Raw genomic sequence first — 24,854 nt, forward strand, 5'->3', positions numbered from 1 at the left:
TTTAACCTTCCATCTTTCAGTGAAATATCTAATCGATAGGATGCTTATTGTACGAGCAGGTTGCAGCCGCGGATATCACTTTGGTCAAAGCGTCCTAATATTTCAAATGAACCGTCTGGATACTTTTTCCCTAAATCCTGTGTTGCGATGAATGAACAAGAGAAGCGATTGGCTAGATCAATAACATTGATTCCACCTGTTTTGTCCGAAGAGAGTACGCTCAGAGGGTCGTTCGTGTCCCGGATGAGGATTTTCATCCATTTTGGCAGATGGAAAATACCATTACCGTAAGAGTAGCCCTGGGAAAGCAATTCCGTCATCCCGTATTCCGAATGAATTTCCCTGACTCCAAAAGCTTCGCTGAGAAGATGGTGAATTTCCTGTTTGATCATCTCTTTTCGTTTGCCTTTCATACCACCGGTTTCCATGATAATAAGTTCTGGAAAATGGAGGGTGTACCTTTCGATAAAATCTAGCAATGCATAAGTCACTCCAAAAAGAATCGTTTTGGTACCTTTATTTTTAAGTTGTAAGAGGGTGTTGTAAAGTTCCTGATGATTATAGAGAAAATAGTTGCTTTCAGGCTGCCGGCTTTGTTTCATCAAATCATCAACCATATAAATAAGCGACGAACCGCTCCTTTCAAGGTAGGAGGGCAGAAGCGCCAAGACAGCTATATCCGTTAGCGGCCCGTAAAAATCTTCAAAAATCGTTCTAAATGTATGCTCATATAGCTTTACATCTGCAACGAAATGCTTGGAAGTCACCATTCCTGTAGTGCCCGAACTGCTAAATACCACCTGTGGCCGCATACCTGTAGCGAGGACCTGTTGGGTTTTGAAAAACTCAATCGGCATGAATGGGATTTCTGCATAGTGCTGAGGCTTATTCGTTTCCTTACGAAGTAACGAAACATAATTCCTATACACCTGACAATGCTGCAACTGGAATTCGTAAGTTTCTAAACAATGTCGATTGAAGTCATCTTCTGTTTGAATGCCGAAAATATTCGTCCAGTTTCCCATAGCATATGTTTTTTGATGCACAAAATTAGCTAAAATTTAGAGATATGATGATATGGTTGAAAAGGAAAATCTTATGGAGCTTGTCGTTGCAGACCGGCTTCCTCAATAGATAAAAATGGCGCCAGGCTCCCTGACGCCATATAATGTCTGTTATAGCATACCGCCATCGACAGGAAGCACCTGCCCGGTTACGTAAGCCGCTAAATCTGAAGCGAGATATAGACAGGCATTGGCTACATCTTCGGGACTGCCGGCACGTTTTAGAGGAATACCTGCTTCCCAGTTAGCGATCACCTTGGGGTCGAGGATGTCGGTCATTTCAGTACGGATAAACCCAGGCGCTACAACGTTTGCACGAATGTTACGTGAGCCCAGTTCTTTTGCCACGGATTTCGTAAACCCAATAATTCCCGCTTTCGAAGCGGCATAGTTTGCTTGTCCAGCATTTCCCTGTACACCGACGACGGAAGACATATTGATAAACGAACCGCTACGTTTCTTCATCATGATTTTTGAAGCTGCTTTCGTAATATTAAAAACAGATTTTAAGTTTACATTTAAAACATCATCCCAATTTTCTTCGGTCATACGCATAAGTAGACCATCTTTGGTGATCCCGGCGTTGTTGACAACGATATCCAGACTCCCAAAATCAGTGACAATTGCATCGATTAGCTGTTCGGCTTCTTCAAATTTAGACGCATCCGAGCGATAGCCGACTACTTTTGTGCCATAGGTCTGAAGCTCCTTCTCTAAGGCTTGTCCTTTCTCTACGGATGAAAGGTAAGTGAAAGCAACATTCGCTCCATGTTGCGCAAACACCTCAGCAATTTTCCGTCCGATTCCTTTTGATGCACCAGTAACCAAAGCAATTTTTCCTTCAAGTAATTTCATATATTGAGTATAGTGTTGTTTGTCGATTCTGCAAAAATGTTAAAACTATATTATAACACAAAATCTTTCGATAAATAACCATTTAAAAAGCAAGCACATGGTCCTTATCTTTGATGTCTGGAATGTCGATACATACAATCCTTATCGCTGCACATGCGGCGTAGAACTTTATTTTGAGAATTAAATGCAAAGGCTTTGAGCCTAGCTTAGGATAATTTTAATAAATCAGTGGTATTTTTGAATAAGTGCTTCTAAAAAGTACAGTTTTTTGACAAAAGGCTTGGGCGTTTACCAAAAACTATATTAAATTTGCATCAATCACAAAAACATGAGCAAAAAATCAAATAAAGAAGTTGACGTTGTTCTCATCGGCGCCGGTATCATGAGTGCCACTTTAGGTACCTTGATCAATGAATTAAGCCCAGACGTTAATATTGAAATTCTTGAGCGTTTGGATGTTGTGGCTGCTGAGAGTTCTGACGCTTGGAATAATGCTGGCACGGGTCACTCCGCCCTCTGCGAATTGAATTACACTCCAGAGCAAAAAGATGGTTCAGTAAAGATTGATAAAGCAGTAAAAATTGCCGAACAATTTGAAGTATCGAAACAGTTTTGGTCATACTTGGTTGATAAAGGCATCATTCCCCAGCCTGAAAATTTTATCCGGAGCATTCCCCATATGAGTGCTGTATTTGGTGAAAAAGATGTCAAGTTTCTGAAAACAAGATGGGAAACGCTGACGACCCAAAATTTATTTAAAGGAATGGAATATACCGAGGATCCTGAGACCCTGAAATCATGGATTCCTTTGATGATGGAGGGAAGAGCAGCGGATGAAAAGATGGCTGCTACCCGAATGGATTTAGGAACGGACGTGAATTTTGGTTCGCTCACGCGTGATCTGATTGCCAACCTTGCGAAAAAAGATAATATCTCGATTTCTTTGAGTCATGAGGTGGTGGACATCGAACGCGAGGATGATGACCGCTGGGAAGTCGAGGTGAAGGATCTAAAAACAGGGGTGAAGAGAGAGATAAAAGCGAAGTTTGTGTTTATCGGTGCCGGTGGACATTCTTTGTTGCTGCTCGAAAAATCTGGCATCCCCGAAGCGAAAGGTTATGGCGGATTCCCAGTTGGTGGTCAGTGGTTGCGATGCACTAACCAGGAGATTATTGATGCGCACCACGCTAAAGTATATGGTAAAGCATCGGTAGGCGCACCGCCAATGTCAGTACCACATTTGGATACCCGCTATATTGACGGCAAACAAGCCTTACTTTTTGGTCCTTATGCTGGTTTTTCAACCAAATTTTTAAAACAGGGATCTTATTTTGATTTGCCGGCATCCATTAAACTTTCCAATATACGGCCAATGTTGTCTGCAGGACTCGATAATTTGCCTTTGACCAAATATTTGATTACGGAGGTGATGAAATCACCTAAAGATAAACTGGAATCTCTCAAACAATTTATGCCTACCGCCAAATTGGAGGATTGGGTGATTGAGAAAGCCGGACAACGCGTTCAGGTAATTAAAAAAGATAAGAAGAAAGGGGGCATTCTGGAATTTGGTACTGAAGTGGTATCGAGTGCAGATGGTTCTATTGCAGCATTATTAGGGGCTTCTCCGGGCGCCTCTACTTCGGTAGCTATCATGATCAGCCTGTTGAAGAAGTGTTTTCCGGACCGGGCAAAATCCGATGAGTATCGTAAAAAGCTGCGCGAAATGATTCCTTCACATGGGAAATCTTTAAACGACGACGCTGAACTTTGTCGGGAAACCCGAATTCGTACACATAAAGCCTTGAAATTAATTGATATTGCTTGATTAATTCGCTTTAACAGATATACTTATGGGGTGCTTAAAATGATGAATCATTTTGGGCTGAGATTATACCCAATAAAAGCGATTGTAGTCCCTGTATAATCGCTTTTATATACCTGATCCAGATAATGCTGGCGTAGGGAGCTAATTTCAAGAAAACAGCTGGTTTTCTCTCCTAAGTGTTTTATTAGAGTAATTTAGAAGATAAACACTTTTTAATGACCGAGTATTCCTTTTTCGAATCCTTTACTGAGCAAATACAACAGGCTACAGCCGCAGAATGGTTAGCCGTGATCTTCGGTATTTTACAGGTCTGGTTCTCCCGATTGAATAAATCCATCCACTATATTTTTGGTCTAATCGGAATCATAATTTCTGTTTATGTTTTATTTCATGCAAAGCTATACGCTGAAATATTACTCCATCTTTATTATCTGATCATGAGCATTTATGGGTGGTTTTATTGGAGGTATGGCAGTGCAACAGTGATACCAATAAGCCGGTGTGCGAAAAGCGACTGGTCGATCGTCGGATTGATCTGCATCGTCGGGTTTCTGGCGTTTTACTTTGGACTCGTGCATCTGACAGACTCCGATGTGCCCTTGTGGGATTCCATTGTGTCCTGCACAGCTTGGGCAGGCATGTGGCTACTGGCGAAGCGTAAACTGGAAAATTGGCTTTTATTGAATCTGAGCAACCTTGTAGCGGTTCCCCTGTTGTTGCATAAAGGATTGTTCCTTTATGCGGGGCTAACGCTGTTTTTGTTTGTAATGGCTTTTGGTGGTTATTTTAATTGGAGGAAGATACTAAATGACGAAAAAATATATGCAACTTAGCCATGAAGATATCGCTTGCTTAATGGATTGTCAGCGAAAGGGTATTCTCCAAAAGACTTTATCTGACGAACAACTAGCCTTGATCTACCGTAACAGATGGTTTAAGATGTGGGTGCCCACATCCTTGGGCGGGCTGGGGCTTCACTTAAGCCAAGGGCTTTCGTTATTGGAGGAATTGGCATATTGGGATGGAGGACTGGCTTGGACGGTGACCTTGTGTGCGGGCGCAAATCTATTTGTCGGATATATTGATCCTGCTGTAGCCACCGATCTTTTTGTATCGGACAAGGTCTGTTTGGGAGGAAGTGGACAGATCGCAGGGATTGCTTCTCGGGAAGGATCTGCATATCGGTTAAAAGGACATTGGAAGTATGCCACTGGCGCACCACACCTGACTCATTTTACTTTAAATGCTTTTGTTTACGATCAGGGAAAGCCCCTGCTAGACAACGCGGGAAACCCGATTTCCCAATCTTTCTTTGTGTCGAGGGATCATGTTCTCGTCCATTATGACTGGGATACATTTGGACTGGAGGCGACGGCATCCCATTCTTTTTCGCTAGATGATGTGTTGGTCCCTGAAAATCATTCTTTTCAGATAGATGGCTCAAAAAGTACACATGTCGATCTGCTCTATCAGTATCCTTTTATACCATTTGCTGAATTAACCTTGCTGGCTAACTTTATGGGCATGTATCGTAGGTTTCTTGACCTCATGGATAAATTATTTGTCTTAAGATCAAACGAAGGGAAATGGCAAAGTCCTGAAAGCAAAGCGGCTTTTCGCGTATTGGACCGAATACAACAGGACTACAGTCAAAGAAAAATCAGCCTACTTGACTTAGCAGCTGATTCTTGGGAAAATCTGGTCAACGGAAAGGATAATAGCCCGTGGTATGACCGCATAGCCGATGAAAGCAGAAACTTTGTGGATACTATGTTAGCCAATGTCATTAAGTTATATCCGCACAGCGGAATTGCAGGAGCAGCTACCGACAGCGAAATTAATATTGTATTTCGGAACATTTTTACGGCATCCCAACACAGATTGTTGCAGAGAAATCTGTCATAAAAAAAGACGATCTAACGATCGTCTTTTTTTGACAAGTGTCCCCGACGAGATTCGAACTCATATCGTCAGAACCGGAATCTGAAATTCTATCCATTGAACTACGGGGACGTGTCGCAAAGATATACTATTTTCTACATCTTACAAATAATCTTTGGCATAAATTTTATCTTTTTTAGCGGAATCGGCAGCCGGGTTTTTATGTTCCATTTCGCCGTTTTGAAATGGTGTGTCTATGTTGTTACCGACAATTAAGCTAATCGCTTGTTCCTGAGTTTTGTGCAGGACTAAGACCTCGGATGATACTGTGTAATGACCGAATGCAGGTAGTCCCGATCAATATGGGTGTATATTTCGGTAGTCGTGATACTCTCGTGTCCTAACATGTCCTGTACAGCGCGTAGGTCAGCTCCGCCTTCTACCAAATGAGAGGCAAAGCTGTGCCGAAAGGTATGTGGGCTAATTGTTTTTTGTAGTCCTATTTTCTGCGCGAGATCTTTAATGATCAAAAAGATCATGACTCTTGACAGGGCCGAACCTCTTCTATTGAGGAAAACGATATCTTCGTTGCCACTTTTGATGGTGATATGCGGCCTGATCGTGTCTAGGTAAAGTTTTAGATGTTTGATGGCTTGCTGTCCGATCGGAATGAGGCGTTCTTTGCTGCCCTTCCCTTCTACCTTAACAAATTCGACATCGAGAAAAAGGTTCGATATTTTAAGATTGATCAATTCGGATACCCGAAGTCCGCAACCATACAGGACTTCAAGGATTGTCCGATTGCGCTCTCCTTCAACTGTGGATAAGTCTATCGCCGCAATCAGCTGATCTATTTCATGAATGCTAAGTACGCTGGGTAGTTTTCTGGATAACCGGGGGGCTTGCACGAGCTCTGTCGGATTGTTTTCCAGATTGTGTTCAATGATGAGAAAGCTGAAGAATGTTTTTAATCCTGATATCAATCGTGACTGTGTGTAAGGCGAAATGTTGAATTCCTGTAACCAATGTAGAAAGTTTTGAATATCCTTACGCACAACCTGATGAAGAGGAAGGTGGTTATCCTCACAGTAGATCTGAAATTTGGAAACGTCATTTAAGTAGGCATCTATTGAGTTGATGCTCAGACCTCGTTCGAACTTCAAAAATTGCTCGAATTCTTTTTTAATAACATTCCAATTGTCTGCATCCATTTGCAACAAAATTACAATTAACTGTCGTTCTTTTCGAAGATTATTGTATAATTTTAGCTTGAAAAAATAATTGACTGATCAAAATAGAGACTTCATTTGTATGAAATTCATTAAACCACTTGCATTAGTATTTTTATTGCCTGCTACGTTGTATAACGTAGAAGCAAAAATGCCTACAACGTTAACTGCCCGTGCCCGGGCTATCTTGGCTCAGGACAGTTTGACTTTAAACCAAAAGCTGCCCTTTGACAACGAAGTTGTTACCGGTAAATTGAAAAATGGATTTACATACTTTATCCGCAAAAATGCTGAACCAAAAGGCCGCGTCACGATGTATCTGGCCATGAAAGCCGGTTCTATTCTGGAGAACGAAAAACAGTTGGGGCTTGCGCATTTTTTAGAACATATGAATTTCAACGGACTGAAGCATTTTCCGAAAAATGAGCTCGTTAATTATCTTCAGAAAGCAGGGGTGCGTTTTGGTTCTGACCTGAATGCCTACACCGGTTTTGACCAGACTGTCTATCAGCTTCCGATTCCCTCAGATGAGCCCGAGCTCCTTAAAAACGGTCTTCAGGTCATGCGTGACTGGGCACAGGATGCCTTGCTCGACGGTGAAGAGATCGATAAGGAACGTGGCGTCATTCTGGAAGAGAAGCGTGGCGGCAGAGGCGTACAGCAGCGCCTTCAAGATCAATATTTTCCGATGTTGCTTAATGGATCGCTGTATGCTCGACGTTTGCCGATCGGTACCGAGGAGATTTTAAAAACATTTCCGCATACTGAAATCAGAAAGTTTCATCAGGATTGGTACCGTCCTGATCTACAGGCGCTGATTGTTGTGGGGGATATCGATCCCCAAGAAATGGAGCAAAAGGTGAAAACCTTATTTTCGGATATGACGATGCCCAAAAAGGTGTTGCCACGCAAAGAACATCGGGTAGACCTTTTAAACAAAAACCAGTTTTTAGCGATTTCAGATCCCGAGCTGCCGTATACTGTAGCGCAGATCCTGATCAAAAATGAAAAAGAGAAAGTCACTACGGTAAGTGATTACCGGAATGAGCTGCTTAAAAACGTTTTTAACCAACTCGTTGCTGGCCGATTTTCGGAGCTGATGCAACAGCCCAATCCTCCTTTTATGCAGGCTGGAGGTAGTATTGGCGATTTCTTGGCCAATCTGAATACCTTCTCCCTCCTGGTAGTTCCCAAACCGGGCGAACTGGAATCAGGCTTCAAAGCTATGTTGACCGAATTCGAACGTATTCAGAAGTATGGCTTTACGCAGACAGAGTTGGAAAGAGCATTAGCGGACATGAAAAAGTCTAATGAGATGGCTTATATCGAACGCGACAAACAAAAGTCTGACAGTTATGTAAACCGCTATCTGAATTATTTTATTGATGATCAACCGGCATTGAGTAACGAAGATGCCTACCGTCTGACAAAGCAACTGTTACCCACATTGAAATTGGAGGAAGTGAATGCCTTGTTCAAGAAGTATTATACCGATCTAAACCGGGATATCTTAATTATGGGGCCTGAAAAAGATAAAGCAAGTTTGCCGAAAGAACAGACTGTATTAGCATGGGTAAAATCAGTTGAAGAAGGCGTTGTTTCAGCTTATGAAGATAAGGTCTCAAAACTTCCGTTGCTTTCGAAGGAGCCTGTTAGGGGAAGACTGATGGCTGCAAAAGAGATTGACGCAGTGCATGCCAAAGAGCTGACCTTGAGCAATGGGGTGAAAGTGATCTTAAAACCGACAGATTTTAAGAATGATGAGATACAAATCATGGCATATAGCCCTGGGGGAACGTCTTTATATCCTGATGCAGATTATTTTTCTGCGTCAAATGCCTCCTCCTTGGTTGATGCTAGCGGCGTCGGCCAGATGAGCAACGTGGAACTGAGCAAATATCTGGCAGGAAAAGATATCTCTATCTCACCCTATATTTCTGAACGGTATGAAGGCATCTCGGGAAGCACGGACAAGGAGGGTCTGAAAAGTGCCTTTGAATTGATTTATGGTTATTTCACAGAACCGAGATTGGATCAGGATATTTTTCAAAGTACAATGACCAGAACGAAAGGTGCATTGGAGAATAGGCTCAGCAATCCGAATAATGTATTTTCAGATAAAGTGAAATCGGTACTTTACGGCAACAATGTACGCAGACAAAATCCTACGGTGGAAACAATCGCTAAAATTGACCGTGATCGCGCCCTTGCAATTTATAAGGAGCGTTTTGCAGATGCTTCAGATTTTGTATTTACGATTGTGGGTTCGTTTGATGAAGCTCAAATAATGCCGTTCATTGAAACTTATCTAGCTTCTTTACCGGCGACAAAACGGGCAGAAAATTACAAAGATTTAAACATTCTTGAGCCGACGAAAGGGGAGCGTGTAGTTGTCCATAAAGGTAAAGAAGAAAAAGCGAGTACGCAGCTTGCTTATTATGGTGATTACAGCTATAATGAGGGTGAAAATGTGAACATGGAAGCCTTAGAAAGCATATTGACCATTAAATTGCTGGAACGGCTTCGGGAAAAAGAAAGCGGGGTGTATGGGGTAGGAGCGCGTGCTAGCTTCGCGAAGCTACCGAAGCCGCGCTATGCGTTCTCCATAGGCTTCGGATCGGCGGTCGACAAAAATGATGCTTTGATCGCTTCCGCTTTGGATGAGGTCAGGAAAATCCAGGATCACGGACCGGATCAAGCGGATATTGAGAAATTTGTTGCCGAACAAAAGCGGCAGAATGAATTGAACTTACGTGAGAATGGTTACTGGTTAAACTATATTTCGAGTTCCTATCAAAATGATTTGGATCTCAACAGATATACAAGACGGCTAGAAAACCTCAACAAGGTTACGCCGAAGTCTGTGCAGGACTTGGCTGTAAAATACCTAAAAAAAGACCGGCTGTTCGAATTTATCTTGTTGCCTGACGCTAAATAAGAGCCTGGAATTTACTGCGCTAAAAGGCGGCCAGCTATCGCTGGCCGCCTTTCTTTAAAAAAAATCCCAATCATTTCTGATTGGGATTGCCAAAAATTTCAATAAATATTTCTTTTAACCTAAGTAAGATTTTAAGATTTTGCTTCTCGAGGTGTGTCTTAAGCGTTGTAAAGCTTTGTCTTTAATTTGACGAACACGCTCCCGGGTCAAATTGAACTTCTCACCGATTTCTTCCAACGATAATTGATGGTTAGAACCTAAGCCAAAGAAAAGAACGATAATTTCACGCTCCCTTTCTGTCAATGTTGCCAATGATCGTTTTATTTCCTCTGATAGAGATTCATCAATTAGGGAGCTATCCGTATCGGGGTCGTGGTTTTCCAAAACATCCAGGAGAGTGTTCTCTTCGCCCTGGACAAATGGAGCGTCCATCGATACGTGACGTCCTGAATTGCTTAACGTGTCCGAAACCTTATCTACAGTAGTTTCCAGGATATCTGCCAATTCTTCCGGAGACGGTTCTCGTTCGTATTCTTGTTCTAGTTTTGAGAAAGCTTTACTGATTTTGCTTAAAGAACCTACTTGGTTCAAAGGCAGACGTACGATACGTGATTGTTCAGCAATTGCCTGAAGAATAGATTGGCGAATCCACCAAACGGCATAAGAAATGAACTTAAACCCTTTTGTTTCGTCAAAACGTTTAGCTGCTTTGATTAAGCCCAGGTTACCTTCGTTGATTAAATCACCTAAGGTCAAACCTTGATTTTGATATTGTTTTGCTACTGATACTACGAAACGAAGGTTGGTTTTAGTCAATTTTTCCAAGGCAACTTGATCACCTTCGCGGATGCGCTGTGCTAATTCTACTTCTTCTTCTGCTGTAATTAAGTCTACTTTACCAATTTCGTGTAAGTATTTGTCCAAAGACTGCGACTCACGATTGGTGATAGATTGTGTAATTTTGAGCTGTCTCATTAATTTATATTAATTCTCCTCTCTAAGAAATGTTTGCGAAAATACGAAAAAAAAATGAATTTTTAATGGAAAATGAATTATATACTCGCTCATATCTAACGAGTTAGGGTCTTGTGTATCCCACTTATATACTATCAAAAACTATTCCATTTAATCTCGTTTTTCGACGTCATCCGTCGCTGTAAATATTCAACTGTTTGATATTTAAAGAGCTACCAAGTTTTATTTTTTTTATGCTCTCAATATTTTATTCCATAATATCAAATATGTTACGTAAACCGCATTCCTCTAATTTATTTTAAAATGATAATTTTATGATAAAACAAAACATATATCTTTTTGTTTTATTTAGTGACAAGAATAAAGTAAAAGAATAAAAAAAACACTATGCCAATCATAATTCATCTGGATAAAATCATGAAGGAGAAAAAAGTATCACTTAACCAATTAAGTGACAGCGTAGGTATCACGCTTTCTAATCTTTCCATCATCAAAAATCAAAAAGCAAAGGCATTGCGTCTGGATACACTGGCGGCGATTTGTAAAGCGCTTGATTGCCAGCCGGGGGATTTATTGCAGTATGATGATGAGGATAAATTGGATTAGAATCTATACCCCTTTAAAAAATCTGTTATATTCATTTTCTTTTTGCCCTCAAGCTGGAGTTCCGACACTAGGATGTAACCGTCTTGTGTAGCAAACTTTAGATAACTTTTTCTATCGGTGTGAATGGTTCCCGGGGCATCAGCTGTTACGATGTGTTCTTTTTCTGTTGTGTAGATTTTTAATACCTTGTCATTCAGTAAAGTAAAAGCGGCAGGATAGGGACTTAGCCCTCGAATAAAATTATAGACCACATTGGTTGGTTGGTTCCAGTTTATTTTACAGTCTTCTTTAAAGATTTTTGGAGCATGTTTCAGCGGTGACGGCGAGGCCATTTCATCCTGTCTCCTTGGCAGTAGGGTGCCTGCTTTCAGTTGTCGGATGGTTTCGAGCAATGTCTCGGCGCCCGCAACCATCAATTTATCGTGCAGGTCGCCCGCTGTATCGGTCTGTTGGATGGCCACTTTTTTTGATAATAGCACGTTGCCGGTATCAATTTCATGTTGTAGCAAAAAGGTAGTCACACCTGATTCTTTCTCACCGTTCATAATCGCATGGTTGATCGGAGCAGCTCCTCTGTATTGGGGTAGTAGCGAGGCGTGTACGTTGACGGTACCGAATTTCGGCATATTCCAGACCACCTCGGGAAGCATTCGAAAGGCAACGACTATCTGTAGGTCTGCTTCAAAGCTCCGCAATTGGGCCAGAAAAGCTTCGTCCCGCAGTTTTACAGGCTGAAGGACGGGGATACGATGTTGTAAAGCGTACAATTTGACCGGTGACTCATGGATTTTCTGTCCGCGCCCTGCGGGTTTGTCAGGTACCGTAACGACAGCAACTACTTGCTCACCAGATTGAATAAGCGCTTCGAGCGAAGCTACAGCAAAATCGGGAGTTCCCATGAAAATGATACGCATACGATGAATGATTTTATATTTCCCCGAAATGACAACAGCGCCATCGCAGACTATAAGCTTACTGGCTGCTAATTATTTGTCATTTCAGTTCTGTAAATAACAAATTTTTATAACTTTGCGAAGTTACATAAATATATTGAAAGCTTGAATTTTCCTTATTTTTTAGCACATAGAATAGCATTTTCTGGCAAACGTACGTTCTCCAAATTGATCGTCCGCGTAACCATAGGGGCAATTGCGCTAGCTATTGCGGCTATTGTAATTTCCATTGCAGTTTTGCGTGGCTTTAAAGGAGAGATTATTAGCAAGCAACGTGATTTTTTTGCCGATGTGCTGGTGTTACGTTACGATCTTAATAAATCTTATGAAAATTCGCCGATATCACTGACCCCTCAGCTCAATAAAGCTATTTTGGGTATTCCACAAGTGTATTCCATCAATTCTTTTGCGACAAAGGCCGGCATTATCAACGTTAATGATGAGGTGGAAGGGGTTATTTTGAAAGGAATTGATTCGCTGTACGATCAACAACACATTAAAAATATGCTTGTTGACGGTAGTACAATGGATTTTAAAGCTGACAATGTGGGTAATCAGATCCTCGTGTCTAAATATTTGGCTGACCGTCTCATGCTGAAAGTTGGAGATGATTTTATTATGTATTTCGTACAGGAACCGATTCGCAAACGGAAGTTTGTGATCAAAGGGATATTTAACACCGGATCTGAAGAACTTGATAAAGTGTACGTCATCGGTTCACTGGATATTATCCGCAAATTGAGCAATTTAGATGATAACGAAGTCGGCGGATATGAAATCCGTATCAACGATTTTAATCAACTTGAACGGACGACAGCTCAGATCGAGGATATGCTGCCGATTGATATGCAGGCTATCAATATCAAGGACCGGGTGCCTGATATTTTTCAGTGGCTGGATCTTCTCGATATGAACACGAAGATCATTTTTATTCTTATGACAGTCGTCGCTATTATCAATATGATCTCGGCATTGCTGATTACCATCCTCGAACGAACTTCCATGATCGGCATACTTAAGGCATTGGGGTATCATAATGCCGGCATCAGGCAGGTATTTATGTATAGCGCGTTATACCTAATTGGACTTGGTCTGGTTATCGGCAATCTAATTGGCCTGGGCTTTTATTTTTTTCAAGACTATACGCATTTTTTTAAACTTGATCAGCAGACCTACTATATCGCTTACGTTGCAGTCAAGCTGTACTGGTCAGACGTCATTCTGGTGAACCTTTCTGTCGTACTTATCGGGATGATATCGCTGTTTATTCCGTCCATGTTGATTACCAAGATTAGTCCGATTAAAGCAATTTCTTTTAAGTAAGCCTTCTTTTACGTCTGATTTTTCCGGAAAAATTGTATTTTTAATGCTGTTAACTATTTTTCAGCTGCGAAGGAAGGCGAATAGAAAATTTTACCGATAGCATACGAGCACATATGAATAAGACTTTTGAGCATATTTCCCACGCTTTTGAAGCGCCGTTACAAAATCCTGTACTTATCTTTTCATTGGTACTTTTTATCATTCTTCTTTCGCCGATTATCTTAAGGCCGATTAAAGTGCCTGGGATTATCGGACTGATTATTTCCGGCGTCATTATCGGCCCGCACGGATTGAACTGGCTGGAAAAGAATTCGGCGATTACGCTATTCTCAACGATAGGTTTGCTCTACATTATGTTTATCGCTGGTTTGGAACTGGATATGAACGAATTTAAAAAAACCAAAAATAAAAGTTTATTGTTTGGTTTTTTGACCTTTATCGTCCCGATCAGTATTGGTTATCCCGTCTGTCACTGGCTGTTGGGCTATAGCGAGCTTCCTAGCTTGTTGATTTCGAGTATGTTTGCGACCCACACCCTGGTCTCGTATCCGATCGTTAATAATTATGGGATCTCCAAAATGGAAGCTGTGGCGATTACTATTGGCGGTACTATATTGACCGATACAGCTGTCCTGATCATATTGGCGGTCATCACAGGCGTGTCCCAGGGCAACATTGGTAACGAATTCTGGATTACCCTTGCGATCTCTTTCTCCATCTTTCTCTTTATCATGTTCGGTATAATCCCGCGGATTGCGAAGTGGTTTTTCGAACGGTTGGGGAGCGAGAAGACATCGAATTATATTTTTGTTCTTTCGGTTGTCTTCTTTGCTGCTTTTTTGGCCGAGATCGCCGGATTGGAACCTATCATCGGCGCTTTTGTGGCGGGGCTGGCCTTAAATAAACTAATCCCCCATTCGTCTGCACTGATGAATCGGATCGAATTTATCGGCAACGCGATTTTTATTCCCTTTTTCTTGATTTCAGTGGGGATGATTGTGGATGTCAGCGTGATTCTCAAAGGTCCGCAGGCGTTGATTATAGCGGGTACCTTAACCATTGTCGCTATTGTCGGCAAGTATGTTGCTGCCTGGCTTACACAGAAGGTGTTCCGTTATAGCCGTGGACAGCGAAATCTGATCTTTGGCCTCAGCAGTGCACATGCTGCAGCCACCTTAGCCGTGATTATGGTCGGACACAAAAATGGGATTATCGACGAAAATGTCTTAAATGGGACGATTTTGCTTATTCTGGTGACCTGTATCGTGGCGACGATCGTGACGGGAAATGCATCCAAAAAAGTGGTGATGGACGGAGAGCAGGATGAAGAACATACCGATGTTGTGAAGGAAAAGGATGAAAATATCTTAATATCCATAGCGAATATGGACAACATGGAGCCTATTCTGGATTTCTCGACCTATATTAAAAGTAAAAAATGCACCTATCCTGTAAATATTGTGTCTGTTGTAAAAGATAATGAACAGGCACAATTGAATATGTCAAAGGCCAGAAAAAATTTAGATAGTATGGTGCGCTATGCTTCCGGTAGCGAAACGAATGTGAATATCAGCGCAACGATCGATCTCAATATCGCCAGTGGCGTGGCCCGTTCGGCTAAGGAAATATCTGCTAACTGTATTGTGCTGGGCTGGCCCAGCGCAGCTAATTTTATGGACAAATTTGTCGGCGAGAAAACTGAGAGTATCCTAAACCGAACCTCGGCAAATGTGATGTTTTGTCATTTTAAAAAGCCTTTTATTTCAAATAAATCAATTATAGTATTTGCGCCGCCCATGTGTGAGGCCGAGTTTGGCTTCGAATATTGGCTTGAAAAAATAATTAAACTAGCGCAGGAACTATCCGTTTCGATTGCTTTTGTGGTCAATCAACGTTCAGCTACTGCAATCGATGCGCATCTTACCGAAACAAAAAACTCAGTTCCTGTCACGTTCAAGCCCTATGACGACTGGGATAATCTGCACGGACTAAAGGCATTTAAACAAGACGACGCCATGTTTGTATTTGTTTCGGCGCGTAACGGCGATGTATCTTATCGGGATTCCCTGGATGGTATTGCTAAAAAATTGGACCGTATCTATGCAAACGAAAATCTTGTTTTGGTGTTTCCTAGTAGGGTGGAGAATGCCCATATCGACGAATATGAGGATGTGGAGGCTGCTCCGATCTTCCGGAAGATTAGTAAAGAGATAGGAAATATGTTTAATAAAGGATAGTCTGCTGTCCGCTAAAATCGCTGATTATGTCAAATAAGATCACAATGTCCACCACGGGAACTTTACATGTTCCGGATTTTCCAACAATTCCTTTTATTATCGGTGATGGTATAGGCCCCGACTTATGGCATGCCGCAGTCCGTGTTTTTGATAAGGCAGTAGAGAAAGCCTACCAAGGCCAACGAAGAGTCTCATGGAAAGAAGTACTGGCCGGAGAGAAGGCGTTTAATGAAACGGGAGAGTGGCTGCCTCAGGCAACATTGGATATTTTAAGGGAATATCTGGTGGGGATCAAAGGTCCTTTGACAACACCTGTCGGCGGTGGTATTCGCTCGCTGAATGTTGCATTACGCAAGGACCTGGATCTGTATGTGTGCCAGCGTCCCACAAAATGGTTTGAGGGGGTACCCTCGCCGGTTAGACATCCTGAATATGTGGATATGGTTATTTTCCGTGAAAATACAGAGGATATTTACGCTGGGATAGAGTTTCAGGCGGGGAGTCCTGAGTCAAATAAACTGCAGGACTTTTTGCATGACGAATTGAATATTGCCTATAACTTTTCGACGACCACCGGCGTAGGCGTCAAATTGGTATCAGAGGAGGGATCCAAACGGTTGGTTCGAGCGGCAATCGAACATGCTGTACATCATAAATTACCATCGGTGACAATTGTCCATAAAGGTAATATCATGAAATATACAGAGGGTGCATTCAAAATATGGGCGTATGAGGTTGCGGAGTCGGAGTTCGCCGATCAGACCTACACTTGGGGCCAATGGGAGCGTACGAAAGCAGACAAGGGCGACGAGGCAGCTAATCAACAGCAAAACGAAGCCTTAGCTTCCGGTAAGATACTGATCAAGGATATCATCGCGGATAATTTTTTGCAGCAGATCTTGCTCAATCCGCGGGATTTTTCAGTGGTCGCTACGCTCAATCTCAATGGGGACTATATTTCTGATGCCTTGGCAGCTATGGTTGGCGGAATCGGCATCGCACCGGGGGCCAATATTAATTTCAAAACTGGACATGCCGTGTTCGAAGCAACCCATGGCACTGCGCCCCGATTTGCCAACACCAACACTATGAATCCTTCGTCCGTTATTCTCAGTGGTGTCATGATGTTTGAATACCTTGGCTGGACAGAAGTTGCACAGACCATTGTAAAGGCATTAGGCGAAACCATTTTGGCCAAAACCGTAACAGTTGATTTTTATAATCTCATGCAGGACGCGACTCTGGTCAAAACCAGCGAATTTGCGGATCGGATTATCGAAAAAATATAAGCATTTCATTTTTTGGAATATTAAGCAGAAATTTGAAAAAATTTCTGCTTTTTTATGAACTACGATCAGCTGCCCCCATTCGTCAAAGAATCTGTTGTTTTTGATGAGCATGATAAAATCAAACTAAGCCACATTGAGTGCCTGCCTTCACCACAGGAAGTTGATGACTTCTCCGCGCTGCCTGAAATTTACGAATTATTAAATGCCTTTATCGGCGACCTCTCTACGCGTAATATTCACCTTCAGTTGAAAGCGAAAGAATATTTGCAAGATAATCAGATAGATAAGGCCTGGAAAGTGCTGTTGCTCTAAGCATGTTTACCGCATATATAATACTGTTTGTGCAATCTTTTTATTGAAATGATTTAGAATTTTGTAAATTTTCAATAAAAAAACAGATTAGTTGAAAAATATATAATTTTATTTTACCTTTGACTTTTAAAACAACGGATTGCTTAACTAGGGTTTTAAATAAGTAATCAAACAAACTATAACATCAATGAAACATAATTTTGGAGCAGGTCCATGTATTCTGCCAAAGGAAGTATTTCAACAAGCCTCAGAAGCTGTAATTGATTTTAACAACACTGGTTTATCAATTTTAGAGATTTCTCACCGTTCCAAAGAGTTTGAAGCAGTGATAGACGAAGCGACGCAGCTAGTACGTGAATTATTGGCTGTACCACAAGGGTATTCGATCCTTTTCCTGCAGGGGGGGGCGAGCCTACAATTCGCTATGGCGCCTTTAAACTTGTTGCCTGAAGGTGGCAAGGCTGCCTATCTAGATACAGGTGTATGGGCTACCAAAGCTTTAAAAGAAGCGAAAAAATTTGGTACTGTAGATGTTGTAGCATCTTCCATTGATAAAAACTACGCTTACATTCCAAAAGGTTATTCTATTCCGAAGGATGCCGCCTATTTTCACTATACGGCGAATAATACAATTTATGGCACGGAAGTGTTCGAAAGACCCGCGACAGATCTACCCGTAGTCGTTGATATGTCTTCTGATATCTTTTCGCGCGAGATCAATGTGGCCGATTACGACCTGATCTATGCAGGTGCGCAAAAAAACATGGGTCCTGCTGGCGTGACTTTGGTCATTGTAAAAGACGATATTTTGGGTAAGTCCGGCCGTGTACTACCTTCTATGCTTGATTATCAGTTGCATATCAATGGTGGCTCCATGTATAATACACCTCCTGTATATTCAATTTTTGTTTCTATGCTAAACTTACGTTGGCTTAAAGCAAAAGGCGGTGTAGCTGTATTGGAGCAGGAAAATATCATCAAAGCTCGTGCACTGTACGATGAAATTGATCGCAATCCTTTCTTCAAGGGTACGGCTGCCATCGAGGATCGCTCGCGCATGAATGTAACCTTTGTCATGGATTCCCCAGAACTGGAAGCTGAGTTTCTGGCTTTGGCTAAAGAGCGTAATCTTATCGGCATTAAGGGACACCGTTCAGTAGGTGGTTTTAGAGCTTCGATTTACAATGCATTGCCGCTGAGTAGCGTAAATGCACTGATCGATGCCATGAAGGAGTTTGAAGACACACATCAATAACAAATAGATTTATCGTAATGAAAATATTAGCGAATGACGGCATTGATCCACTAGGAAAGAAAATGTTGGAAGAGGCCGGTCATAGTGTAGATACAAATCACATCCCACAAGAAGAATTAGCGGTGAAGCTGCCTGCCTATGATGCTATCACTGTGCGCAGCGCAACCAAAGTACGCCAACCGTTAATTGATGCCTGTCCTAATCTGAAAGTAATCGGCCGTGGTGGAGTCGGCATGGATAATATTGACGTAGAATATGCCCGTTCCAAGGGGATAGCTGTCGTCAATACGCCGGCAGCATCCTCCCTGTCTGTTGCAGAATTAGTATTTGCACATTTATTGAATGGTGTACGATTTTTATACGATTCGAATCGCAAAATGCCTGTTGAAGGCAATACAAAGTTTGGCGCTTTGAAAAAAGCTTATGGCGCTGGTACTGAATTGCGTGGCAAAACAATAGGTATTGTTGGATTTGGACGTATTGGCCGCGAGGTTGCAAAAATTGCACTTGGGCTAGGTATGGATGTTGTGTACACAGACCTATTTGAAGGTCCTAAAACATTGACCATCGAACTCTCTGGAGGTATAAAGGTAGACGTACCGATCAGACAGGTTGAAAAAAGTGAGCTGCTGCAAGTAGCTGATTTCATTTCTTTGCATGTACCGTTTTTAGATGCTCCAGCGATTGGTGCTGCGGAATTTCCATTGTTGAAGGATGGTGTGGGACTAGTGAATGCTTCACGGGGCGGTGTAATTGATGAATTGGAATTGCTGAAGGCGCTTGACGCAGGCAAAGTTGCGTTTGCAGGGCTTGATGTTTTCGATAACGAACCGACACCACGTGAGGAAATATTGAAACATCCAAAGATCTCGTTAACACCGCACATTGGGGCAGCTACTAACGAAGCGCAGGAAAGAATCGGCGAAGAGTTAGCCGGTTTGTTGATCGAAAATTTGAAGAAGTAATTCTTCCGCATAGATAAAGATATGCGGCACAAAACTTTCATGATTTTGTGCCGCTTTTTTTTTTAATAAAAAATCATGAATTGCCTATATTGGCGCACAGAAATTTAATAATTGTAACTTTAGTATGAAAGTTTTAAAATTTGGTGGTACTTCAGTAGGAAGTGCAGCACGTATCAAAGGGTTGTTGGATATCGTAAACCCTTCCGAGCGTCAGATTGTCGTGTTGTCCGCAGTTGCTGGAACGACAAATGCTTTAGTAGAAATTGGTCAAGCTTATTCAGCAGGTAAGAAGGACGAAGCTAAGGATTTGATCAAGCAGCATAAGGATAAGTACGAAGACCTTATTAAGGAACTTTTTAATACTGAAGCAGGCTATAAGAATGGTAAAGAGCTAATCGACTACCATTTTAATTTAATCTCCAGTCTGGCAAACGAGTTGTTTACACCGATTGAGGAGAAAATCATCCTGGCACAGGGCGAACTCCTGTCTACCACATTATGGCATTTCTATCTCAACGAAATAGGAGTATCCTCTGTACTGTTACCGGCGCTGGACTTCATGAAAATTGATGAGGACAATGAACCAATGGTAGAATATATCGGTGAGAAATTGGGACATATTCTGGCTCAATATCCCGACAATAGCCTGTTCATCACACAGGGTTATATTTGTAGAAACTCATTCGGCGAAATCGATAACCTTCGTCGGGGTGGATCTGATTATACAGCTTCGCTGATCGGGGCGGCCATCCGTGCTGATGAGGTCCAGATCTGGACAGATATCGACGGTATGCACAACAATGACCCGCGTGTCGTGAAAGGTACGACTCCAATAGCGCACCTCAGCTTCGATGAAGCCGCAGAACTAGCTTATTTCGGCGCGAAGATACTTCACCCGCAGTCTGTATTCCCTGCGCAGAAGTACAACGTTCCAGTACGTCTGCTTAATACGATGGAACCTAATGCAAAAGGTACATTGATTAGTAAAGACGGTGCTCAAAAGGGCTGTATCCGGGCAATTGCCGCTAAAGATGGCATCACCGCGATTCATATCCATTCTTCACGTATGTTGTTGGCTTATGGTTTCCTACGTCGTGTGTTTGAAATATTTGAACGGTATAAAACACCGATTGATATGATTACAACCTCGGAGGTCGCGGTGTCTCTTACCATCGATGATACCACTAATTTGACAGATATTATTAAAGAGGTCGAAGATTTTGGGACGGTTACGGTTGATGGTGAGCAGACAATTGTCTGTGTGGTCGGTGATTTTGGACTCAACAGCCACGGCTATGCTGCACGTGTGCTCGATGCAGTAAAACACCTCCCTGTGCGTATGATTTCCTATGGTGGATCTGATTTCAACGTTTCCATTTTGCTGAACTCCGATCATAAAACAGAGGCTTTACGTTCATTGCACAATCGTTTATTTTAAGAAAGCACGTTTATATGATTAATACAGATATTGCAACAAAATTTGCTGACAGAGAGACACCATTTTACTACTACGATATGGATGTGCTGGCACGGACCTTGGAGGCAGCGCATGAAGCATCGCAGAAAAGGGGATTCCACGTTCATTATGCACTTAAGGCTAATTTCAATGATGTGTTGCTGAAACGCATACAGGAGATCGGATTTGGCGCTGACTGCGTCAGCGGAAATGAGGTAAGGAAGGCAATAGAATGTGGATTTACTCCTCAGAATATCACTTTTGCTGGGGTTGGAAAGTCAGACAAGGAAATCAACTATGCCCTTACACAACAGATTTTTGCCTTCAACGTCGAATCTATCCAAGAACTCGAAGTCATTAACGAGCTGGCATCAAAACAAGGTGTAAAAGCCAATGTAGCTTTGCGTATCAATCCCAATGTGGATGCGCACACGCATCATTATATTACGACTGGTCTTGATGAAAATAAATTTGGGGTGCCAAATGCCGATCTTGAAAAATGTGCTTCGGTACTAAAAAAGTGTGAATTTATCGAACTGGTGGGGCTGCATTTCCATGTAGGATCGCAGATTACCGATATGACTGTGTTTAAAAGCCTATGCGTAAAAGTCAACGAATGGAAAAACTGGTTCGAGGAGCGTGGAACACAGATCCGTGTACTGAACGTAGGTGGCGGATTGGGAATCGACTATAAAAATCCTGACAGTAATTCTATTCCGGATTTTGAAGCTTATTTCGATATCTTTGACCGTTTCCTGGAGAGAAAACCATATCAGGAAGTCCATTTTGAATTAGGCAGAGCTCTGGTTGCACAATGTGGCAGCTTGATAAGCCGGGTACTTTATGTTAAAAATGGTGTAAAAAAGAATTTCCTCGTTCTGGATGCGGGGATGACTGAGCTTATGCGACCGGCCCTATATCAGGCTTATCACAAGATCGAAAATCTCAGTGCTGTTGAGACCGAGGAATCCCTGAATTATGATGTCGTCGGGCCCATCTGTGAGTCTTCAGACTGCTTTGGTAAAGAAGTCCCGCTGCCGGATTCTGGACGTGGTGATCTTATTGCCATCCGTTCCGCTGGAGCTTATGGAGAGGTAATGGCCTCCCGTTATAATTTGAGGGAAGAAATCAGATTTGTCTATAGCGATCAGTTATAAGTGATATTCCAATACTATTCCAAAATTTAAAGGCCGATTCATCGATGAATCGGCCTTTAAATTTTGAGTATGTAATTCTGACATGTCTTTTGTATACTTGTCTATGTTTACAGCGATTGAATTTCCGGCGACCATCGATTTATTCGGTAAGACGTTCCTTTTGCACCCATTTATGGAAGGGCTGGGGATGTTTGTCGGTATGCGCTATTACCAGTTTTTGAAATGGAACGATAAAGAAAGCTTAGGACATACCCATTCGCTGCTGATCCTGATAGCAGCGGCTTTGGGCGCGCTGGTCGGCTCTCATTTGGTCGGCTCTCTGGAGCGTCCGGCTGAATTGTTGGCAGCTTCAAATATCTGGCGATATATTTGGTTCAATAATACGATTGTCGGTGGGCTGGCTGGTGGACTCATCGCGGTTGAATTGATGAAGAAAATCATAGGAAAGAAGGAAAGTACCGGTGACAGAATGGTATTTCCCTTGATCGCTGCGATCGCCATCGGACGGATCGGCTGTTTCTATACAGGTGTTTTTGAACAGACTTATGGTCTGCCGACGGACTGTCCACTGGGGATGTATCTGGGGGATGATTATAAGCGACATCCGGTAGCATTGTACGAAATTGCTTTTCTGATCATGCTGTTTGTTGCTCTTCAGACATTTACGCGAAAATACCGATATCAGAGCGGTGTGCTCTTTCAGCTTTTCATGGTCAGTTACTTTAGTTTTCGCTTTTTATTGGATTTTATCAAACCACGTGATGTTATTTTTTTTCATTGTAGCACCATACAGATCACCTGTCTTATCGTGATGATTTATTATATTTATTTACTAAACACGATAAACGTACAAAAAAGGGGGTAGCGATGTATCTATTGGAAGGATCATTCGGTTCGGAAAACACGGCGATGCTGGGTTTATTTTTACTTGTTGTAGGAGCGATCACCATTGGAATAGCCTTGTTGGTGATTATCATAGGCTCCATTATAAAATCGGGTAAAAAAAGCGTGAAATTTAATATTAATCCTTGGCTTAAAGTGCTATTGGGCGGAATCTCGGCAATGATTGCCGGCGGCGTGGTCTGTGGAATTGCATTGAATTAAATGAAGATTATATATGCCGGTTAGAAATTATACCTACTACGATTATACCATCAGTCTCTGCCCGACCTGCCTCTGCCGTATCGGAGCAAAAATTATTATTGAAGAGGATCGGGTTTTTATGACTAAACGCTGTCCGGATCACGGCTTTTTTAAAACCCTGATTGCCACTGATGTGGACTACTACAAAAATATCCGTAATTATAATAAAGCCTCCGAAACGCCATTAAAATTTGAGAAGGAGGTGCATTATGGTTGTCCATATGATTGTGGTCTCTGTATCGACCACGAACAGCATAGCTGCCTGTCCATTATCGAAGTCACTGACCGCTGTAATCTAACCTGCCCCACTTGCTACGCCATGTCTTCGCCGCATTATGGAAGACACCGTTCTCTAGCTGAAATTGAACAGATGTTTGACAAGGTGGTCGAAAGTGAGGGAGAGCCTGACGTAGTACAGATCAGTGGTGGCGAACCGACAATTCATCCTGAGTTTTTCAAGATTCTGGATATAGCAAAGACAAAGCCTATTAAACACCTTATGCTCAATACCAATGGTATACGTATTGCCAATGATCCTGGCTTTGCTGAGCAGCTTGCTACCTACGCTCCAGAATTCGAAATCTATTTGCAGTTTGATTCCTTCCGCCCAACTGTGCTTGAGAAGTTCAGGGGTAAGGATCTGACAGCAATTCGGAAAACGGCGATCGAAAAATTAAATGCGCTCAACTTGAGTACGACATTGGTCGTTGTTCTGGAAAAAGGGACCAATGACGATGAAATTGGCGCAATACTTGAGTTTGCATTAAATCAGCAATGTGTACGCGGTGTGACATTTCAGCCTGTAGAAATTGCTGGTCGGAATGATGCTGATGCCCAACATCATAAAATGACGCTGACTGAAGTACGGCAGCAGATCCTCAGGCAGTATCCATTGCTGCATCCGAACGATATTATACCCGTACCTTGCAATCCAGATGCATTGGCCATGGGCTATGTACTCAAGCTCGGTGGGCAGAAGATCCCGCTAACACGGCATATTGATCCGGCGGTATTACTAAATAATCAGTCGCGCAATACAATCGTTTACGAACAGGATAAAGGTGTTCAGATGCAATTGCTCGATATTTTTAGTACCGGTATTTCTGTGGATAAAGTAAAACCAAAAGTAAATCAATTATTATGTTGCCTTCCTGACGTCTGTGCACCGGATCTGGATTACGACAACCTTTTTCGGATTATCATAATGAATTTTATGGACGCGCATGATTTTGATGTCCGTGCGGTGAAAAAATCTTGTGTGCATATTGTTAACAAAGATTTAAAATTGATTCCCTTTGAGACTATGAATTTATTTTATCGGGATGATAAGGTGCAGCATCTGGAGAAACTGAAATTGTCGGATGCAGTAAGATTTTAATTAGAGATCT

At 42.1% G+C, this 24,854-nt stretch carries 21 protein-coding genes and 1 tRNA gene; 16 read left to right on the top strand and 6 right to left on the bottom strand.

Features of this window, described 5'->3' with window-relative positions:
* Positions 1-44: 44 nt before the first annotated feature.
* Together FGL37_RS16590 and fabG are read right to left on the bottom strand one after the other, a co-directional pair.
* The gene (locus FGL37_RS16590; protein WP_028068913.1) at positions 45-1,025 is read right to left on the bottom strand and encodes a LuxE/PaaK family acyltransferase; all 981 of its coding nucleotides are present in this window, start codon (positions 1,023-1,025) and stop codon (positions 45-47) included.
* A 150-nt stretch (positions 1,026-1,175) separates the two neighbouring features.
* Positions 1,176-1,919, bottom strand: a complete 744-nt coding sequence (gene fabG, locus FGL37_RS16595) for a 3-oxoacyl-[acyl-carrier-protein] reductase (protein ID WP_028068912.1) — start codon at positions 1,917-1,919, stop codon at positions 1,176-1,178.
* A gap of 328 nt (positions 1,920-2,247) precedes the next feature.
* Here fabG and FGL37_RS16600 point away from each other — a divergent pair, with 328 nt between their 5' ends.
* From FGL37_RS16600 to FGL37_RS16610, 3 genes are all read left to right on the top strand, one after another.
* The gene (locus FGL37_RS16600; RefSeq protein ID WP_028068911.1) at positions 2,248-3,747 is read left to right on the top strand and encodes a malate:quinone oxidoreductase; all 1,500 of its coding nucleotides are present in this window, start codon (positions 2,248-2,250) and stop codon (positions 3,745-3,747) included.
* 215 nt (positions 3,748-3,962) lie between these two features.
* On the top strand, positions 3,963-4,580 hold the full coding sequence (gene pnuC / locus FGL37_RS16605) for a nicotinamide riboside transporter PnuC (protein ID WP_028068910.1): 618 nt from the start codon (positions 3,963-3,965) through the stop codon (positions 4,578-4,580).
* On the top strand, positions 4,570-5,652 hold the full coding sequence (locus FGL37_RS16610) for an acyl-CoA dehydrogenase family protein (RefSeq protein WP_028068909.1): 1,083 nt from the start codon (positions 4,570-4,572) through the stop codon (positions 5,650-5,652). Before pnuC ends, FGL37_RS16610 begins: the two co-directional genes overlap by 11 nt.
* Positions 5,653-5,688: 36 nt before the next feature.
* Here FGL37_RS16610 and FGL37_RS16615 read toward each other — a convergent pair.
* Positions 5,689-5,760, bottom strand: a tRNA-Arg gene (locus FGL37_RS16615).
* 176 nt (positions 5,761-5,936) lie between these two features.
* The gene (xerD, locus tag FGL37_RS16620) at positions 5,937-6,839 is read right to left on the bottom strand and encodes a site-specific tyrosine recombinase XerD (RefSeq protein WP_028068908.1); all 903 of its coding nucleotides are present in this window, start codon (positions 6,837-6,839) and stop codon (positions 5,937-5,939) included.
* 100 nt (positions 6,840-6,939) lie between these two features.
* On the opposite strand from xerD, the gene FGL37_RS16625 reads away from it, so the two are divergent.
* Positions 6,940-9,795 (top strand): M16 family metallopeptidase, encoded by a 2,856-nt coding sequence (locus tag FGL37_RS16625; protein WP_028068907.1) that lies wholly within the window; start codon positions 6,940-6,942, stop codon positions 9,793-9,795.
* 114 nt (positions 9,796-9,909) lie between these two features.
* Here FGL37_RS16625 and FGL37_RS16630 read toward each other — a convergent pair whose 3' ends face one another.
* The gene (locus FGL37_RS16630) at positions 9,910-10,770 is read right to left on the bottom strand and encodes a sigma-70 family RNA polymerase sigma factor (protein ID WP_028068906.1); all 861 of its coding nucleotides are present in this window, start codon (positions 10,768-10,770) and stop codon (positions 9,910-9,912) included.
* 387 nt (positions 10,771-11,157) lie between these two features.
* Between FGL37_RS16630 and FGL37_RS16635 the strand changes: the two genes are divergently transcribed.
* Complete coding sequence (locus FGL37_RS16635) at positions 11,158-11,376, top strand: helix-turn-helix domain-containing protein (RefSeq protein ID WP_028068905.1); 219 nt, start codon at positions 11,158-11,160, stop codon at positions 11,374-11,376.
* Here the strand turns inward: FGL37_RS16635 and fmt are convergent.
* On the bottom strand, positions 11,373-12,290 hold the full coding sequence (gene fmt, locus FGL37_RS16640; RefSeq protein WP_028068904.1) for a methionyl-tRNA formyltransferase: 918 nt from the start codon (positions 12,288-12,290) through the stop codon (positions 11,373-11,375). The genes FGL37_RS16635 and fmt overlap by 4 nt on opposite strands.
* 144 nt (positions 12,291-12,434) lie before the next feature.
* Here fmt and FGL37_RS16645 point away from each other — a divergent pair, with 144 nt between their 5' ends.
* The 11 genes from FGL37_RS16645 to FGL37_RS16695 all read left to right on the top strand — a co-directional run bounded on the left by FGL37_RS16645 (position 12,435) and on the right by FGL37_RS16695 (position 24,844).
* The gene (locus FGL37_RS16645) at positions 12,435-13,652 is read left to right on the top strand and encodes an ABC transporter permease (RefSeq protein WP_028068903.1); all 1,218 of its coding nucleotides are present in this window, start codon (positions 12,435-12,437) and stop codon (positions 13,650-13,652) included.
* A gap of 113 nt (positions 13,653-13,765) precedes the next feature.
* The gene (locus tag FGL37_RS16650; protein ID WP_028068902.1) at positions 13,766-15,889 is read left to right on the top strand and encodes a cation:proton antiporter; all 2,124 of its coding nucleotides are present in this window, start codon (positions 13,766-13,768) and stop codon (positions 15,887-15,889) included.
* A gap of 26 nt (positions 15,890-15,915) precedes the next feature.
* Positions 15,916-17,178 carry an NADP-dependent isocitrate dehydrogenase gene (icd, locus tag FGL37_RS16655; protein ID WP_028068901.1) on the top strand — a complete coding sequence of 421 codons (1,263 nt, stop codon included), beginning with the start codon at positions 15,916-15,918 and terminating at the stop codon, positions 17,176-17,178.
* 54 nt (positions 17,179-17,232) lie between these two features.
* Positions 17,233-17,490 carry a hypothetical protein gene (locus FGL37_RS16660; RefSeq protein ID WP_028068900.1) on the top strand — a complete coding sequence of 86 codons (258 nt, stop codon included), beginning with the start codon at positions 17,233-17,235 and terminating at the stop codon, positions 17,488-17,490.
* A gap of 187 nt (positions 17,491-17,677) precedes the next feature.
* Entirely contained in the window at positions 17,678-18,745 is a 1,068-nt protein-coding gene (gene serC / locus FGL37_RS16665; RefSeq protein WP_028068899.1) for a 3-phosphoserine/phosphohydroxythreonine transaminase, read from the top strand.
* Between the two features lie 17 nt (positions 18,746-18,762).
* Positions 18,763-19,710, top strand: a complete 948-nt coding sequence (locus FGL37_RS16670) for a D-2-hydroxyacid dehydrogenase (RefSeq protein WP_028068898.1) — start codon at positions 18,763-18,765, stop codon at positions 19,708-19,710.
* Between the two features lie 124 nt (positions 19,711-19,834).
* Positions 19,835-21,148 (top strand): aspartate kinase, encoded by a 1,314-nt coding sequence (locus FGL37_RS16675; protein WP_028068897.1) that lies wholly within the window; start codon positions 19,835-19,837, stop codon positions 21,146-21,148.
* Between the two features lie 14 nt (positions 21,149-21,162).
* Positions 21,163-22,323: a diaminopimelate decarboxylase gene (lysA, locus tag FGL37_RS16680; protein WP_028068896.1), complete on the top strand. Its 1,161-nt coding sequence runs from the start codon at positions 21,163-21,165 to the stop codon at positions 22,321-22,323.
* Between the two features lie 103 nt (positions 22,324-22,426).
* Positions 22,427-23,188 carry a prolipoprotein diacylglyceryl transferase gene (locus tag FGL37_RS16685; protein WP_037532452.1) on the top strand — a complete coding sequence of 254 codons (762 nt, stop codon included), beginning with the start codon at positions 22,427-22,429 and terminating at the stop codon, positions 23,186-23,188.
* A 2-nt stretch (positions 23,189-23,190) separates the two neighbouring features.
* The gene (locus tag FGL37_RS16690) at positions 23,191-23,427 is read left to right on the top strand and encodes a hypothetical protein (RefSeq protein WP_028068894.1); all 237 of its coding nucleotides are present in this window, start codon (positions 23,191-23,193) and stop codon (positions 23,425-23,427) included.
* 13 nt (positions 23,428-23,440) lie between these two features.
* Positions 23,441-24,844 (top strand): radical SAM protein, encoded by a 1,404-nt coding sequence (locus FGL37_RS16695; RefSeq protein WP_028068893.1) that lies wholly within the window; start codon positions 23,441-23,443, stop codon positions 24,842-24,844.
* The last annotated feature ends 10 nt before the right edge of the window (positions 24,845-24,854 follow it).

Source organism: Sphingobacterium thalpophilum, assembly GCF_901482695.1.
GTDB classification, from domain to species: domain Bacteria; phylum Bacteroidota; class Bacteroidia; order Sphingobacteriales; family Sphingobacteriaceae; genus Sphingobacterium; species Sphingobacterium thalpophilum.